At 44.2% G+C, this 14415-nt stretch carries 7 protein-coding genes; 4 read left to right on the top strand and 3 right to left on the bottom strand.

What is annotated here, in order from left to right:
- Positions 1 to 81: 81 nt before the first annotated feature.
- Complete coding sequence (locus tag DP117_RS29340) at positions 82 to 3336, bottom strand: filamentous hemagglutinin N-terminal domain-containing protein (protein ID WP_169221730.1); 3255 nt, start codon at positions 3334 to 3336, stop codon at positions 82 to 84.
- Between the two features lie 498 nt (positions 3337 to 3834).
- Positions 3835 to 7092, bottom strand: coding sequence for a filamentous hemagglutinin N-terminal domain-containing protein (locus DP117_RS29345; RefSeq protein ID WP_169221731.1), 3258 nt, complete (start codon positions 7090 to 7092; stop codon positions 3835 to 3837).
- Between the two features lie 833 nt (positions 7093 to 7925).
- On the opposite strand from DP117_RS29345, the gene DP117_RS29350 reads away from it, so the two are divergent.
- From DP117_RS29350 to DP117_RS29365, 4 genes are all read left to right on the top strand, one after another.
- Positions 7926 to 11228: a phycobilisome rod-core linker polypeptide gene (locus DP117_RS29350; RefSeq protein WP_169221732.1), complete on the top strand. Its 3303-nt coding sequence runs from the start codon at positions 7926 to 7928 to the stop codon at positions 11226 to 11228.
- Between the two features lie 459 nt (positions 11229 to 11687).
- Positions 11688 to 12173, top strand: a complete 486-nt coding sequence (gene apcA, locus DP117_RS29355) for an allophycocyanin subunit alpha (RefSeq protein ID WP_169221733.1) — start codon at positions 11688 to 11690, stop codon at positions 12171 to 12173.
- A 161-nt stretch (positions 12174 to 12334) separates the two neighbouring features.
- A complete protein-coding gene (apcB, locus tag DP117_RS29360) occupies positions 12335 to 12820 on the top strand; it encodes an allophycocyanin subunit beta (protein WP_169221734.1) in 486 nt (161 codons plus the stop codon).
- Between the two features lie 242 nt (positions 12821 to 13062).
- The gene (locus DP117_RS29365; RefSeq protein WP_169221735.1) at positions 13063 to 13269 is read left to right on the top strand and encodes a phycobilisome linker polypeptide; all 207 of its coding nucleotides are present in this window, start codon (positions 13063 to 13065) and stop codon (positions 13267 to 13269) included.
- Positions 13270 to 13424: 155 nt separating this feature from the next.
- Here the strand turns inward: DP117_RS29365 and DP117_RS29370 are convergent, their stop codons facing one another.
- Positions 13425 to 13928 carry a hypothetical protein gene (locus DP117_RS29370; protein WP_169221736.1) on the bottom strand — a complete coding sequence of 168 codons (504 nt, stop codon included), beginning with the start codon at positions 13926 to 13928 and terminating at the stop codon, positions 13425 to 13427.
- Between the last annotated feature and the right edge of the window lie 487 nt (positions 13929 to 14415).

Genomic DNA, 14415 nt, shown 5'->3' on the forward strand with positions numbered 1-14415 from the left:
CTTGAGGTGCGCGGGTGGGGTATTTCTGTACCTCACGAAGTTGAAATCTGCTGTATCACAAGTCATTTACTGGACATGATCTCAACGCACAGCACAACTATTAGTAGATGTTTGCGTATCCCGTTGTACACCAGTCTTGGTAGGATCATAAGCAACCAACACCACCTCACCTTTTTCATTAAATATCCATCCTCGTGCAGGAACTATCGGTTTGTCAGTTGCACTTGTAGATGGCTGTTGCTGCTTAGTTGTACTTGTTGAATTATTAGACGTTGTACTGGCGACAGGCTTGACTAAATCCACACGCGCATTGTCAGTGCTGAGGACTTTATTCGGATCAGCTGGAAAGCCGCCACGTCCAACGATGGTGAATTCACCTCCTCCACGTAGACAGGGATTTTGGGCAATTTGCTCTGCAGGATCGATGACAATTTGTGGTAATCTAAACAGCTCATCACTGGGGTCGGTGTTGAGAGTGATGAGCGTGACTGTTCCAGTCGCAACGATATCACTTTCTGGAGTCAGTTGTGGCTGATACTGAATGCCAAAGATTCCTCCTGATGCATTCACTTGAACATTACTCCCGACGGTACGCCCAAAGCCAGTCGCAACGATGTCACTATCTTCTTGAGGGAAGGCGATTAAAAATTTAGTGTTGATAGTTATATTGCCGTCTTGTCCATCACTTCCACGAGTACCACTGGTGGCAGAAATGAGGCTATTACGGCGTAGCTGTAGTAAGTTAGCAACATCTAGTGTGATATTGCCACCATTGCCAGAGGTACTGTTTGCATCTATCAAACTCTGATTATTAAGCCTAATGGTGTCTGCCACAACGTTCAAAGTACCAGCATCCCCACTACCTGTACTTGAAACTCGCAATCTTCCGTCGTTGTCAAGAATTACGGTTTTTGCCCGTACATTCAGGTTTCCTGCATTGCCACTGCTTATGCTTGTATTGCTGGTACTAATTGCACCACTATTACTGATTTCCAAAGATTCAGCACTGACAGTGATTTGTCCTGCGTTACGCGTGCTTTCAGTATTGCTATTGATACCTGAATTTTGCAATATCAAAGGTCCTGCGACATTAACAATGATTTCTCCACCAAGACCAGTGCTATCTTTTTTTGTATCACTAGTGACCCCCGAACGGTTTGAAATCTGCAAAGAATTTGCCGTCATGCTGATTTTTCCAGCGTTACCCCTACCTCTTGTGTCACTATATATAGCTGATGAGTTTCGTACCACCACAGGTCCTGCGACATTAAGATTAATTTCTCCACCAAGACCAGTGCTACCTTGTTCCGTAGAACTAGTGACCGCCGAACCGTCTGAAATCAGCAAAGAATTTGCCGTCATGCTGATTTTTCCAGCGTCATCCCTACCTCTTGTGTCGCTATATATACCTGATCCTTTTTGTACCGCCACAGGTCCTGCGACAATAAGATTAATTTCTCCACCAAGACCAGTGCTATCTTGCTTCGTAGAACTAGTAACCCCCGAACTGTCTGAAATCAGCAAAGAATTTGCCGTCATGCTGATTTTTCCAGCGTTACCCGCACCTGAAGTGCTGTTACTTATGGATGATCCATACTGTACCGCCACAGGTCCTGCGACATTAAGATTAATTTCTCCACCAAGACCAGTGCTATCTTGCTTCGTATAACTAGTAACCCCCGAACCATCTGAAATCTGCAAAGAATTTGCCGTTATGTTGATTTTTCCAGCGTTACCCGCACCACTAGTGTCGCTACTTATAGCTGATGAGTTTTGTACCACCACAGGTCCTGCGACATTAATATTAATGTCTTGAGCTTGACCTGTGCTACCTCGCTGTGTAGCAGTGGTGAACCCTGCAAGATCTGAAATCAGCAAAGAATTTGCCGTTATGTTGATTTTTCCACCATTACCTGTGCTCTGGTTAGCATAAACTCCCAAGCCAGACTGATTACGGACTACAAAGTCGCCGACTACAATCTTGATTTCTCCAGCGTTTCCTTCAGCATAAGAAGAAGCACCAAAACCAGATTGACTTTCAGTCAGTAGAGAATTAGCTTGAATTTTTATCAACCCACCATTCCCTGCACCATAAGTATAGCTGCCTAGCCCACTGTTATTTCTAATTTCAATAGAATCAGCTTTGAGGCTAATTTCTCCAGCTTTTCCCAATCCTAGTGTGCTTGTACTCGCCCCACCGTAATTCTCAAGCAAAATAGATTTGTTGGCAATCAGCTTAACTTGTCCAGCATTTCCTGAACCGAAGGTAAAACTCCTGATGTCAGACTCTTTAAAAGATATCTCGTCCCCGACAATGCTAATTTCTCCTCCATTGCGATCGCCAAGTGTATCAGCTAGTAGAATCGACTCTCCTGTGAAATTGATATTTTTACCAGCAACTGCAATCGAACCACCGCCATCTCCTTTGGTATCCAGCAACGTTCTACCAGAAAACTGAATGTCTCCAAAACTAGCGATGTTTTCATAACCAAGCTTCCAACCTTCTTGTATCGGGACGAGACTTACAACTCCATTGCTTGCAACACTGCCGATTTCAATACGTCCTGATGATGAATTGAGAATCGCACCTTCAAGGGATACTTTACCTCCAACTAGTGCTAAAGTCTTCCCGGACTCAAGCTGCAATCCTGAAACGCTATTGTTAACACGCACAGGAAGTTCGTCGTCTGGTTTTTTGATATCGTCTTTAAAATTGATATCGTGTCCACGTCCTTGTACTTGAATTTCCCCTGGATTATCCCCATACCTCAACCCAATCGGAAGATTTATAGTTAACAGTGGCGGTGCTTGTAGATTTGTCGCACTAAACTCAAACCCATTCTCAAAGATAAAACTATTGGCTGTACTCCCCAAAAATGAACCACCAATATTCAATCTGGCATTTGCCCCAAAAAGAATTCCTGCTGGATTGAGTAAAAATAGATTAGCTCCACCATTGGCTTTTATCAAACCATCAATATTAGATTTCAAACCACCAGTCACCCGGCTGATAATATTTTGTATATTCGCTGCATTATTGAACTCAGCCGAACCACCTGTGGGAACAGAAAATTCTTTGAAGCTGTGAAAAAGGTTTGTTCCTCTTGTTGTACCATCATTGATGGTGAAATTTTTTCCATCAGGGCTGGTGACGGTGGTAGATACAGTTCCATCCGCAGAAACTTCTTGTGCTGTTGCGGTGGACACAGGCGCTAAAGCGCTGAGCATGCATAAGGGTAAGCTAGCTAAAAACAGCAGATGCACTTTGCCTACGTTACGCAATGCTCTCACAGGGAGTGAAAGTCTTTCGGACGGCGATCGCCTAACCTGTGTCATTTTTTATTCAAGTTTTTTTTATTTTTTTTATTTGATCATAATTAAACCACAAATGCTTAGAGATAATTGATCCAAAATTGTTTCATTGTTCCTTAATCCGTTAACAACTCAAGTTCTTGGCGGATTTCGCTTAAGTCGCTGAAAAACCAATACGGTTGCTGTTAAGAAGAATTGTAGGTTGGACCTTTGGAACGAAACTCAACACCCACGATAGACTTCGCACGGTCATAGTCTGTTATTCTGTTCGCGTAGCGTGCCCAGAGGGCATACGGAGCGATAGCGGAGTGTTAGCGTTAGCGCAGGCCCCCTTAGGGGCTAGCGTGTCTGAAAGACATAGAATCTCACCAGATGCTTCGCTGCACTCCGTTCCGCTCAGCATGACAAAAACTCAGTTTGTGACCGCGTACAGTATAGTTTTGTTGGATTGCGACTATTTAAGCCTAACCTACTACTCGACCACACAAGTTTTGACAGGTTATCACCAAACCCGGTTTCATCTCAACGCACAGCACAACTATTAGTAGATGTTTGCGTATCCCTTTGTACACCAGTCTTGGTAGGATCATAAGCAACCAACACTACCTCACCTTTTTCATTAAATATCCATCCTCGTGCAGGAACTATCGGTTTGTCAGTTGCACTTGTAGATGGCTGTTGCTGCTTAGTTGTACTTGTTGAATTATTAGACGTTGTACTGGCGACAGGCTTGACTAAATCCACACGCGCATTGTCAGTGCTGAGGACTTTATTCGGATCAGCTGGAAAGCCGCCACGTCCAACGATGGTGAATTCACCACCTCCACGTAGACAGGGATTTTGGGCAATTTGCTCTGCAGGATCGATGACAGTTTGTGGTAATCTAAATAACCCACGACTGGGGTCAACATCGGGTGTGTTAATATTGACAGTACCACTTAAGGATGGGTTTTGTTGCGAAAAGGCGGTGATGTCACTTTCAGGCGTCAATTCAGAGCGAGGCTCGATTCCAAAAAGACCTTGAGTCCGAATTGTGATTTTCCCACCGCTACCGCTGAAAGCATTAGCAGTGATGTCACTATTCTCACTAGGGAAAGCGACGATTAATGGAGAGTTTATCGTAATGTTGCCGCCATCTCCACCAGTACCAGTAGTGCCTGCACTTGTAGAGATGAAACTTTCACGGCGTAGCAGCAGTAAGTTAGCAACATCTAATGTAAGGTCACCACCATTGCCAGAGGTAGTAGTTGCATTAATCTGGCTCTTATTATTCAGCCTAATAGTATCTGCCACAATCTCCAAAGTACCAGCATTTCCACTACCTGTACCTGAAACCCGCAATCTTCCCTCGTTGTCAAGAGTTATGGTTTTTGCCCGTACATTCAGCTTTCCTGCATTGCCACTGCCTAGGCTTCTCAGACTAATTCCACTATCATTACTGATTTCTACAGATTCAGCACTGACAGTAATTTGTCCAGCGTCACCCGTACCCCAAGTATTGCTATCAATACCTGAGATCTTTCGTATTACCAAAGGTCCTGCGATATTAAGATTAATTTCTCCGCCAAGACCAGTGCTACCTTCCTTCGTAGTACTCTCGAACCCGGAACTGTCTTCGATCAGCAAAGAATTTGCCGTAATACTGATTTTTCCCGCGTTACCCGTACCCGAAGTATTGCTATCCATACCTCCGTTTTTTCGTGCTACCAAAGGTCCTGCGATATTAAGATTAATTTCTCCACCTTGACCCGTACTACCTTGCTCTGTACCATTACCAAACCCGGAACTGTCTTCGATCAGCAAAGAATTTGCCGTAATACTGATTTTTCCCGCGTCACCCATGCCTGAAGTGCTGCTATTTATACCTGAGTTCTTTCGTACTTCCAAAGGTCCTGCGATATTAAGATTAATTTCTCCACCTTGACCCGTGCTACCTTGGTCCGTACCAATATTGAATCCCGAATTGTCTTCGAGCAGCAAAGAATTTGCCGTAATACTGATTTTTCCCGCGTTACCCGTGCCTTTAGTGCTGCTATTTATAGCTGAACCTGAGTTTTTTACTTCCAAAGGTCCTGCGATCTTAACGTTCATTTCTCCAGCTTGACCTGTGCTACCTTGGTCCGTACCAATATTGAACCCCGAACTATTTTCAATGACTAAAGAATTCGCTGTAACGCTGATTTTCCCAGCGTTGCCTGTACCTCCCGTGTTACTACTCATATTTGCGTTATTTTGTAGCACTAAAGGTCCTGCGATATTGACGCTAATTTCTCCACCAAGACCTGTGCTACCTTGCGTTGTACTACTAGTGAGTGCCGAATTGTCTGAAATCCGCAAAGAATTTGCTGTAATGTTGATTTTTCCACCATTACCTGTGCTTGTGGCATTAACTGTCAAGCCAGAAGAATTGCGGAGTACAAACTCGCCGACTACAATGTTGATTTCTCCAGCGTTGCCTTCAGCATTAGAATCAGTACCAAAACCAGATTGATTTTCAATCATTAGAGAATTAGCTTCAACTGTTATCTGCCCACCATTCCCTGCACCATAACTATTGCTGCCTAGTCCACTGTTATTTCTGACTTCAATAGAATCAGCTTTGACGGTAATTTCTCCAGCTTTTCCCAATCCTCGTGTGTTTGTACCCGCGCCACCGTTATTCTCAAGCAGAATAGATTTGTTGGCAATAAGCTTAACTTGTCCAGCATTTCCTGAACTGAAGGTAAAACTGCTGATTTCAGACGAAATTACAGATATCTCGTCCCCAACAATGCTGATTCCTTCTCCATTGCGATCGCCAAGTGTATCAGCTAGTAGAATCGACTCTCCTGTGAAATTGATATTTTTACCAGCAACTGCAATCGAACCACCGCCATCTCCTGAAGTATCCAGCAACGTTCTACCAGAAAACTGGATGTCTCCAAAACTGCCAATGCTTTCATAACCCAGCTTCCAACCTTCTTGTACTGAGGCCAGACTTACAACGCCATTGCTTGCAACACTACCGATTTCAACACGCCCTGATGATGACTTGAGAACACCACCCTCAAGCGATACTTTACCTCCAACTAGTGCTAAAGTCTTCCCGGACTCAACCTCCAATCCACGTACAGTACTGTTAACAGGGTCACGAGGTTGTTGTTTGATATCCTGAAAATTAATGTCGTGTTTTGGTCCTTGTACTTGAATTTCCCCTGGGTTATCCCCATACCTCAACCCAATCGGAAGATTTATAGTTAACAGTGGCGGTGCTTGTAGATTTGTCGCACTAAACTCAAACCCATTCTCAAAGATAAAACTATTGGCTGTGCTTCCGAAAAATGAACCACCAATATTCAAGCTGGCATTTGGTCCAAAAAGAATTCCTGCTGGATTGAGTAAAAATAGATTAGCTGAACCATTAGCTTTTATCAAACCATCAATCGTAGACTTAGAACCACCAGTCACCCGGCTGATAATATTTTGTATATTCGCTGCATTGTTGAAGTTAGCCGAACCACCCGTGGGAACAGAAAATTCTTTGAAGCTGTGAAACAGGTTTGTTCCTCTTGTTGTACCGTCGTTGATGGTGAAATTTTTTCCATCAGGGCTGGTGACGGTGGTCGATACACTTCCATCTGAACTCACTTCTTGTGCTGTTGCAGTGGACAAAGGCGCTAAAGCGCTGATTATGCATACGGGTAAGCTGGCTAAAAACAGCAGATGCACTTTGCGCACGCTACGCGATAGTCTCACAGGGAGTGGAAGTCTTTCGGGCAGCGATCGCCTAACCTGTGTCATTTTTTATTTTAGTTTTTTTAATTTTTTTTCTTTGATCATCATTAAACCACAAATACTTACAGATAATTGATCCAAGATTGTTTCATTGTTCCGAAATCCGCTAAAAACTCAGGTTCTTTCTCGTTCCCAGGCTCAGCCTGGGAACGAGCGGTGAGAGGCTCTGCCTCCTTGCCTGACTAGAGGCAAAGCCTCTAAGATTACATTCTCAGGCTCCAGCCTGGGAACGAGAGTATTTTGACCGTTTTTGAATTCAAAGTTCGCTCGTTCAAAGTTCAAAAATTAAGAATCTTTTTTGAATTGATTAATTCTGGGGACCCCGCCCCCACCATAATCTTTGATTTGGTGAACCAGCGCTGCAGGAGGGTCTCCAACGCCAGATGCTCCACTTGGGGAGACCCCAAGACCGCACTGGCTCCTCCGTAGGCGACTGGTGAACCCGTAAGGGTGGTCAACAATAGCGTGGCGGTACACGCGCTCCCACTAATTGTCTTTAATTTTGAATTTTGAATTTTGAATTTTGAATTTGAGCGAAGCGAGTGACTTACTCGGCAGAAATCTCGCTTTATAAAGAAATGGTACAAATCTTAAAGATTTTCTCAGAATACTTACAGCATCTGCTTTAGGACATAATACTTCAGAGCTATAGTTTCTACACACTTCTTAATAAAGCTACTGAGAAATCCCAAAACGTTCTAATCTAAAAGCTGACTGGGTTAATTTTTTTTGGCAGTCTTCAAGGCGGCAGTCTTAACGCACAACTGCACCAATGTGTCAAGCCTAAAAGCAACCCAGACTTAACACAAAAAAAATATGATAGGAGTTTTACAAATCCGATGAGTGTTAAGGCAAGTGGTGGAAGCTCAGTTGCACGCCCGCAACTTTATCAAACCCTAGCAGTCTCAACAATTTCCCAAGCGGAGCAGCAAGACCGCTTTCTGGGAGCCGGCGAATTAAATGCACTGGCAAGGTATTTTGCATCTGGTGCCAAGCGTCTAGAAATCGCCCAGACGCTCACGGAAAACTCAGAGATTATTGTCTCTCGTGCTGCCAACCGGATTTTTGTTGGTGGTTCGCCAATGTCTTTCCTAGAAAAGCCCAGAGAACCAGAAATGGCGATGGCTGCGGCATCTGCTGATGTTAGAGATACCATGAAGCTAGGAACTGTCACCTACGTAGAAAGTCGTGGTGGCTTCTTAGCGAATTTGGGGGCAATCTTTAACTCTTCACCCAGTGGTCCGACTCCTCCTGGTTTCCGACCAATCAACGTCGCCCGTTATGGTCCGGCAAATATGGCTAAGAGCCTGCGGGACTTATCATGGTTTTTGCGCTATGCGACCTACGCGATTGTGGCTGGTGACCCCAACATTATCGCTGTCAACACGCGCGGTTTGCGAGAAATTATTGAAAACGCTTGTTCTGGTGAAGCGACAATTGTTGCTTTGCAAGAAATCAAAGCTGCAGCGCTTTCATATTTTCGTAAGGATGCTGAGGCAGCAGATATTGTGTCTCAGTACATGGATGTTTTGATTACAGAATTCAAAGCACCTTCTCCTTCTAGTAAACTGCGCCAACGTCCTTCTAGCGACCAACAAGGTTTACAATTACCTCAAATTTACTTCAATGCGTCAGAACGGCGTCCCAAGTTTGTGATGAAGCCTGGGTTATCAGCCGTTGAGAAAAATGAGGTTATCAAAGCGACATACAGACAAATTTTTGAGCGCGATATTACCCGTGCTTATGGTCAGTCGATTTCTTACCTGGAATCTCAGGTGAAGAACGGCACAATTACCATGAAAGAATTTGTCCGTCGCCTTGGCAAATCTCCGCTTTACCAAAAACAGTTTTTCCTGCCATTTATCAACAGCCGTGCTTTAGAACTTGCTTTCCGTCACTTCTTAGGACGGGGACCAAGTAGCCGCGAAGAAGTCCAAAAGTACTTTGACATCGTTTCTCGAGGCGGTTTGTCAGCATTAATTGATGCTTTGGTAGATTCTGAGGAATACTCTGATTACTTTGGGGAAGAAACTGTACCCTACATTCGAGGTCTGGGACAAGAAGCACAAGAATGTCGTAACTGGGGACCACAGCAAGACCTGTTTAACTACAGTGCGCCTTTCCGCAAAATTCCTCAATTTATCACGACATTTGCAGCTTATAACCAACCACTACCAGACCAGCATCCTTATGGTTCTGGTAATGACCCCTTGGAAATTCAGTTTGGGGCAATTTTCCCGAAAGAAACCAGGAATCCCAGCACCAGTCCAGCTCCTTTTGGTAAGGATACCAAGCGCATCCTGATTCACCAAGGACCAGGGATTAATAATCAAAACAGTAATCCTAGGGCACGGGGCGAGATTCCTGGTACCCTTGGTCCCAAGGTATTCAAGTTGGATCAACTGCCTGGTACAAGAGGTAAAAAGACACCAACTGGACTCAGTGTCAAGTACTCAGAAAGCTCTACGCAAGCAGTGATTCGGGGAGCTTACTTACAAGTTTTCGGTCGCGATGTTTACGACGGACAGCGGCTGAAGGTTCAAGAAATTAAGCTGGAAAATGGCGATATTTCTGTGCGGGAGTTTATCCGCGCTTTAGCTAAGTCGGATGTGTTCCGCAAGATGTACTGGACACCTCTGTACGTCATGAAGGCGATTGAGTACATTCATCGCCGCTTGTTAGGTCGTCCGACTTACGGTCGTCAAGAAAACAACAAGTACTTTGACATCGCCTCCAAGAAGGGCTTGTACGCAGTTGTTGACGCCATCATTGATAGCGTAGAGTACAGTGAGGCATTTGGTGAAGATACAGTTCCTTATGAACGGTATCTGACTCCTGGTGGTGTAGCTGCGCGGAAACTGCGCGTTGGTAGCATCGGCGAAGATATCGGCACAAAAGTTGAGCGGGAAACAACTCCACGCTTTGTTGAGTTGGGTCATGTTCAAGCAATACGGACAGAACCCGAAATTCAGTTCCGCATCAACCAAGGCGTTAGCAAGAAGCGCGAACAAACCAAAGTCTTTAAGTTGGTATCAGGTCTCAACGATAAAGTTGCTCTGAAAATTATTATCGGTGCGGCTTATCGTCAGATTTTCGAGCGCAATATTGAACCCTACATTGTCAAGAATGAATTCACAGCGCTTGAAAGCAAACTGGGTAATGGCGAAATCACTGTTAAGGAATTTATTGAAGGTTTAGGTTGTTCTAATCTATACCAAAAAGAATTCTATGCGCCATATCCGAATACCAAAGTGATTGAGCTAGGAACCAAGCACTTCCTCGGACGCGCTCCACTGGATCAAGCGGAAATACGTAAGTATAATCAAATACTAGCAACACAAGGTCTTCGCGCATTTATCCGGGCAATGGTCAACAGTCCGGAATATATCCAAGCGTTTAGTGAAGATACGGTGCCTTACAACCGCTTCCCGACTTTACCAGCAGCGAACTTCCCGAATACTCAAAAGCTTTACAACCAGCTGACCAAACAAAACCAGGATATCGTTGTCCCCAGCTTTGAGCCAGTGCAACCGCGCTTAGATATTACCAAGATACCAGTTGTCTCAGGGATATCTAGTACACCCGTTGAACTAGGTCGTTCCACGAATGGTAGTTACGGACACTCAGTTGAAGTTGGTGTGGATACAACAACCCGCCGCAACCCAGCTCGCATTTACCGCCTGACAGTAGGAGCAAACCCAGCTGAAATAGAGCAGGTTATAAACGCTCTTTACTGTCAAGTGATGGATGTGTCTAACGATCAAATTCCTGACAACTTCCACCATACTGAGTTAGAAAGCAGACTGCACAAGGGTGAAATTTCTGTCAGAGAATTTGTTCGTGAACTTGCGAATTCAGAAATCTATCGCCAGCGCTTCTGTAGCTCTTATCCCAATACCAAGGTAGTTGAGTTCCTCTTCCGCCACCTGTTGGGACGTGCTCCAGCGACTCAAGCGGAGATTAGTCAGTACAATATGTTACTGGTAGATAGCGGTATAAAAGCTGCTGTAGAAACGATGGTCAATAGCTCTGAGTATGCTCAGTACTTCGGTGAGGATGTTGTACCTTATCCACGCTTCCCATCTCTACCAGCAGGTAATTACCTCGGTAGCGTGACAGCTGCTGCTGATTTGGTCAAGTAGTCTGAGTTAGCTTATCTCTGGCTGTGCTTACGAAATGATCAGCTTGAGATAAAGCCAGCATCAGAGGAGGACACTTCCGTTTGAACCGTAAGTCTTGCTCCTCCAAAAAACGCTCCAAACTATGGTTCTGTGTTCCCCCAACGGGAACGCAGATTTCTTAGTGCCAGTCTGCTTTACATTGCTTTGAGATTGTTAAAACAACAGGACATATGAAAAGCAATGTTACAAAGTGTTAAGAGCAGTAATAGTTACTCAACAGAATGCCGGAAAATAAATCCGGAAGGTAGATGAGTTTAGAAGCTTGTGTACGACCAACGACTCAAGTGAACTCGCCATGTACTAGTTGCAACAGTTGTTGAGCTGTTGTGTCTAAAAAGCGGGAAAATAAACTCAGTAAGCCAAATTTAAAGTCGCACCAGTTTAATATTCTGGTTTCATTAGTACTGGAGGAATCCATTAATGAGTATCGTCACGAAGTCCATCGTGAATGCTGATGCAGAAGCTCGTTATCTCAGCCCCGGCGAACTAGATCGGATCAAGAGCTTTGTTACCAGTGGTGAAAAGCGTCTGCGCATTGCTCAAGTCTTAACAGACAATCGCGAGCGTATCGTCAAAGGAGCTGGTGACCAACTTTTCCAAAAACGTCCTGATGTTGTTTCTCCTGGTGGTAACGCTTACGGTCAAGAAATGACCGCTACCTGCTTGCGTGACCTGGATTACTACCTCCGCCTCGTCACTTACGGTGTTGTGGCTGGTGATGTCACCCCCATCGAAGAAATTGGGATTGTGGGTGTCCGCGAAATGTACAAATCCCTTGGTACCCCCATTGATGCAGTTGCTGCTGGTGTGAACGCGATGAAGAGCGTTGCTGGCACGCTGTTATCTGCTGAAGACGCTGGTGAAGCTGGCGCTTACTTCGACTACGTAATCGGTGCTATGGGATAAAGTCTGAGCGCTGGCGTTTGGCGTTAGCGTGTTAAGCTCCACTCAACGTGAGAAGCCGCTAGTTTGTCTACGCTGTGCAAAACTCAGAACTTTTTGAGTACACCTGTTTCCCTGGTGAAACACAAGTGTTGCAATACGGTTGGAAATAAGGAAATAACAACATGCAAGACGCAATTACCGCTGTTATTAACTCTTCAGATGTTCAAGGTAAATACCTTGATACCAGTGCATTAGATAAACTCAAGAGCTACTTCTCTACTGGTGAACTGCGCGTACGTGCGGCTACAACCATTGCTGCAAACGCTGCTGCGATCGTCAAAGAAGCTGTGGCTAAATCCCTGCTGTACTCTGACATCACCCGTCCCGGCGGTAACATGTATACTACCCGTCGCTATGCTGCTTGCATCCGCGACTTAGATTACTACCTCCGCTATGCTACCTACGCTATGTTGGCAGGCGACCCATCTATCCTAGATGAGCGCGTGTTAAATGGTTTGAAAGAAACCTACAACTCCTTAGGTGTACCCGTTGGCGCTACTGTGCAAGCTATCCAAGCTATGAAAGAAGTAACAGCTAGCTTGGTCGGTCCTGATGCTGGTAAGGAAATGGGTGTTTACTTCGACTATATTTCCTCTGGCTTAAGCTAAAAGCTAGGTTGCACTTGAGAATTTGAGTGCGGCTATCTTAGGTAAGGTCTGGAAATCAATCGTGAGTGCTAGAAGATTTAATCGCTTATCTTGCTAAATACTTATGTATGATGAGTGTTAGAGGTCTAGTATTGATGCTTGATTTCCAGCCTTTGAGTGATCAGATAAAAATATCCACTCAGAATTTTGAAATAAAAAAATTTCCACATCTTTCCACATCGCTATAAGGGAGATATCAAAACATGGCAAGGTTGTTTAAAGTGACTGCTTGTGTTCCTAGCAAAACCCGAACTCGTACTCAGCGTGAACTGCAAAATACCTACTTCACAAAACTTGTTCCCTACGAAAACTGGTTTAGTGAACAGCAACGGATTCAAAAAATGGGTGGCACAATTGTTAAGGTAGAGTTAGCAACTGGTAAGCGAGGAATGAATACTGGTTTGGCTTAATGTCATTTTTTATGTCATTTTTATAGATCAAATACGAATTGTAGGGAGTTGTGAAGAGGTCATGTAGACCTCTTTTTGTTTACAGGAAAAGCGAAATTGTATAAAAAAACCCATCAGCTTGATGGGGTGGTGTTTTTGAAATTGGGTTAGGTTGATTAGCCTTGTCTTGACGAAGATCGCTTTGGCATCTTTTGCCGAAATTGCTCTAGTTGTTGGCGCTGCTCATCAGTAAAAACTGATTTAATTTTTTCTTGAGATGATTGGGCAATTTCTTGAATTTTTTCTTTTTGATCACTGCTGAGATTCAGTTCAGCAAAAGGATTTTTGCCCTCTCCTGGCGGACGCATAGGAACACCAGAACCACCTTGCATCCCACCTCTAGAGTTTCTCATTTGAGCTTTCTTTTTTTCTAACTTCTGCCGTTGTTCCGATGTCAGAACGGCATCAATCTTTTCTTTAGTTTCTTCGTTAATTTCTTCCAAACGCTGTTTTTGGTCATCACTCAGGTTTAAATTGGGAAATTGATTGCCTCCTTGTGGAAAGTTTTGCGCCTGCAAAATTTGATTTTGCGTGGTAGGTAAAGCTTGTACGCTTGAAGGAACAGCTACACAAGCAAGCCCAATGACTGAAGACAACATCCCTATAAGTTTGAGTTTCATTATGACCCTGTTAGCAATTTATTGAGTTCGACATCTAAATCATAGGAATTTGTCTTTTTTCTGAAATGAGGGAAAAGTCCCAAATCTAACTTTTGTGTTGTAGATAGAAAGTACTAAATTTAAACAGGACTTTTGTCCTAATGCGATCTGCGCTTCCTTGCAGCAGCGTTAGCGCAGGCCCCCTAAGGGGCTAGCTATCGCGTAAGTCCTGCGGAGGCTTGTGCCAACAAAGCAGCGTGCCCGCAGGAGTTTCTGAAATTAACTGATCTACATCTGTCGTAGCTGTTCTTGCCATTCAGAATTGGTCTGATTCTGAAATAGAATTTTTTAAGACATATTAGTTTTACTTTGTCAAGTCATTAAGTCATTTCTTTTAAGCGTTTACGCAGCCCAAGAAAGCGGCTAGCCGTGCCGTAGGCATAGTAGTCTCAAGAGAACGAAAGCGGGGTTAATAGCAGCAAGAAAAATCTCTTTCTCCTTCTACTTC

The organism is Brasilonema sp. UFV-L1 (assembly GCF_012912105.1).
In the GTDB taxonomy this organism is placed as follows: domain Bacteria; phylum Cyanobacteriota; class Cyanobacteriia; order Cyanobacteriales; family Nostocaceae; genus Brasilonema.

Excerpts from the sequence above, each read along its gene's own strand:
- DP117_RS29350 (WP_169221732.1), top strand. The coding sequence starts at position 7,926 with ATGAGTGTTAAGGCAAGTGGTGGAAGCTCAGTTGCACGCCCGCAACTT.
- apcA (WP_169221733.1), top strand. The coding sequence starts at position 11,688 with ATGAGTATCGTCACGAAGTCCATCGTGAATGCTGATGCAGAAGCTCGT.
- DP117_RS29370 (WP_169221736.1), bottom strand. The coding sequence starts at position 13,928 with ATGAAACTCAAACTTATAGGGATGTTGTCTTCAGTCATTGGGCTTGCT.
- apcB (WP_169221734.1), top strand. The coding sequence starts at position 12,335 with ATGCAAGACGCAATTACCGCTGTTATTAACTCTTCAGATGTTCAAGGT.
- DP117_RS29365 (WP_169221735.1), top strand. The coding sequence starts at position 13,063 with ATGGCAAGGTTGTTTAAAGTGACTGCTTGTGTTCCTAGCAAAACCCGA.
- DP117_RS29345 (WP_169221731.1), bottom strand. The coding sequence starts at position 7,092 with ATGACACAGGTTAGGCGATCGCTGCCCGAAAGACTTCCACTCCCTGTG.
- DP117_RS29340 (WP_169221730.1), bottom strand. The coding sequence starts at position 3,336 with ATGACACAGGTTAGGCGATCGCCGTCCGAAAGACTTTCACTCCCTGTG.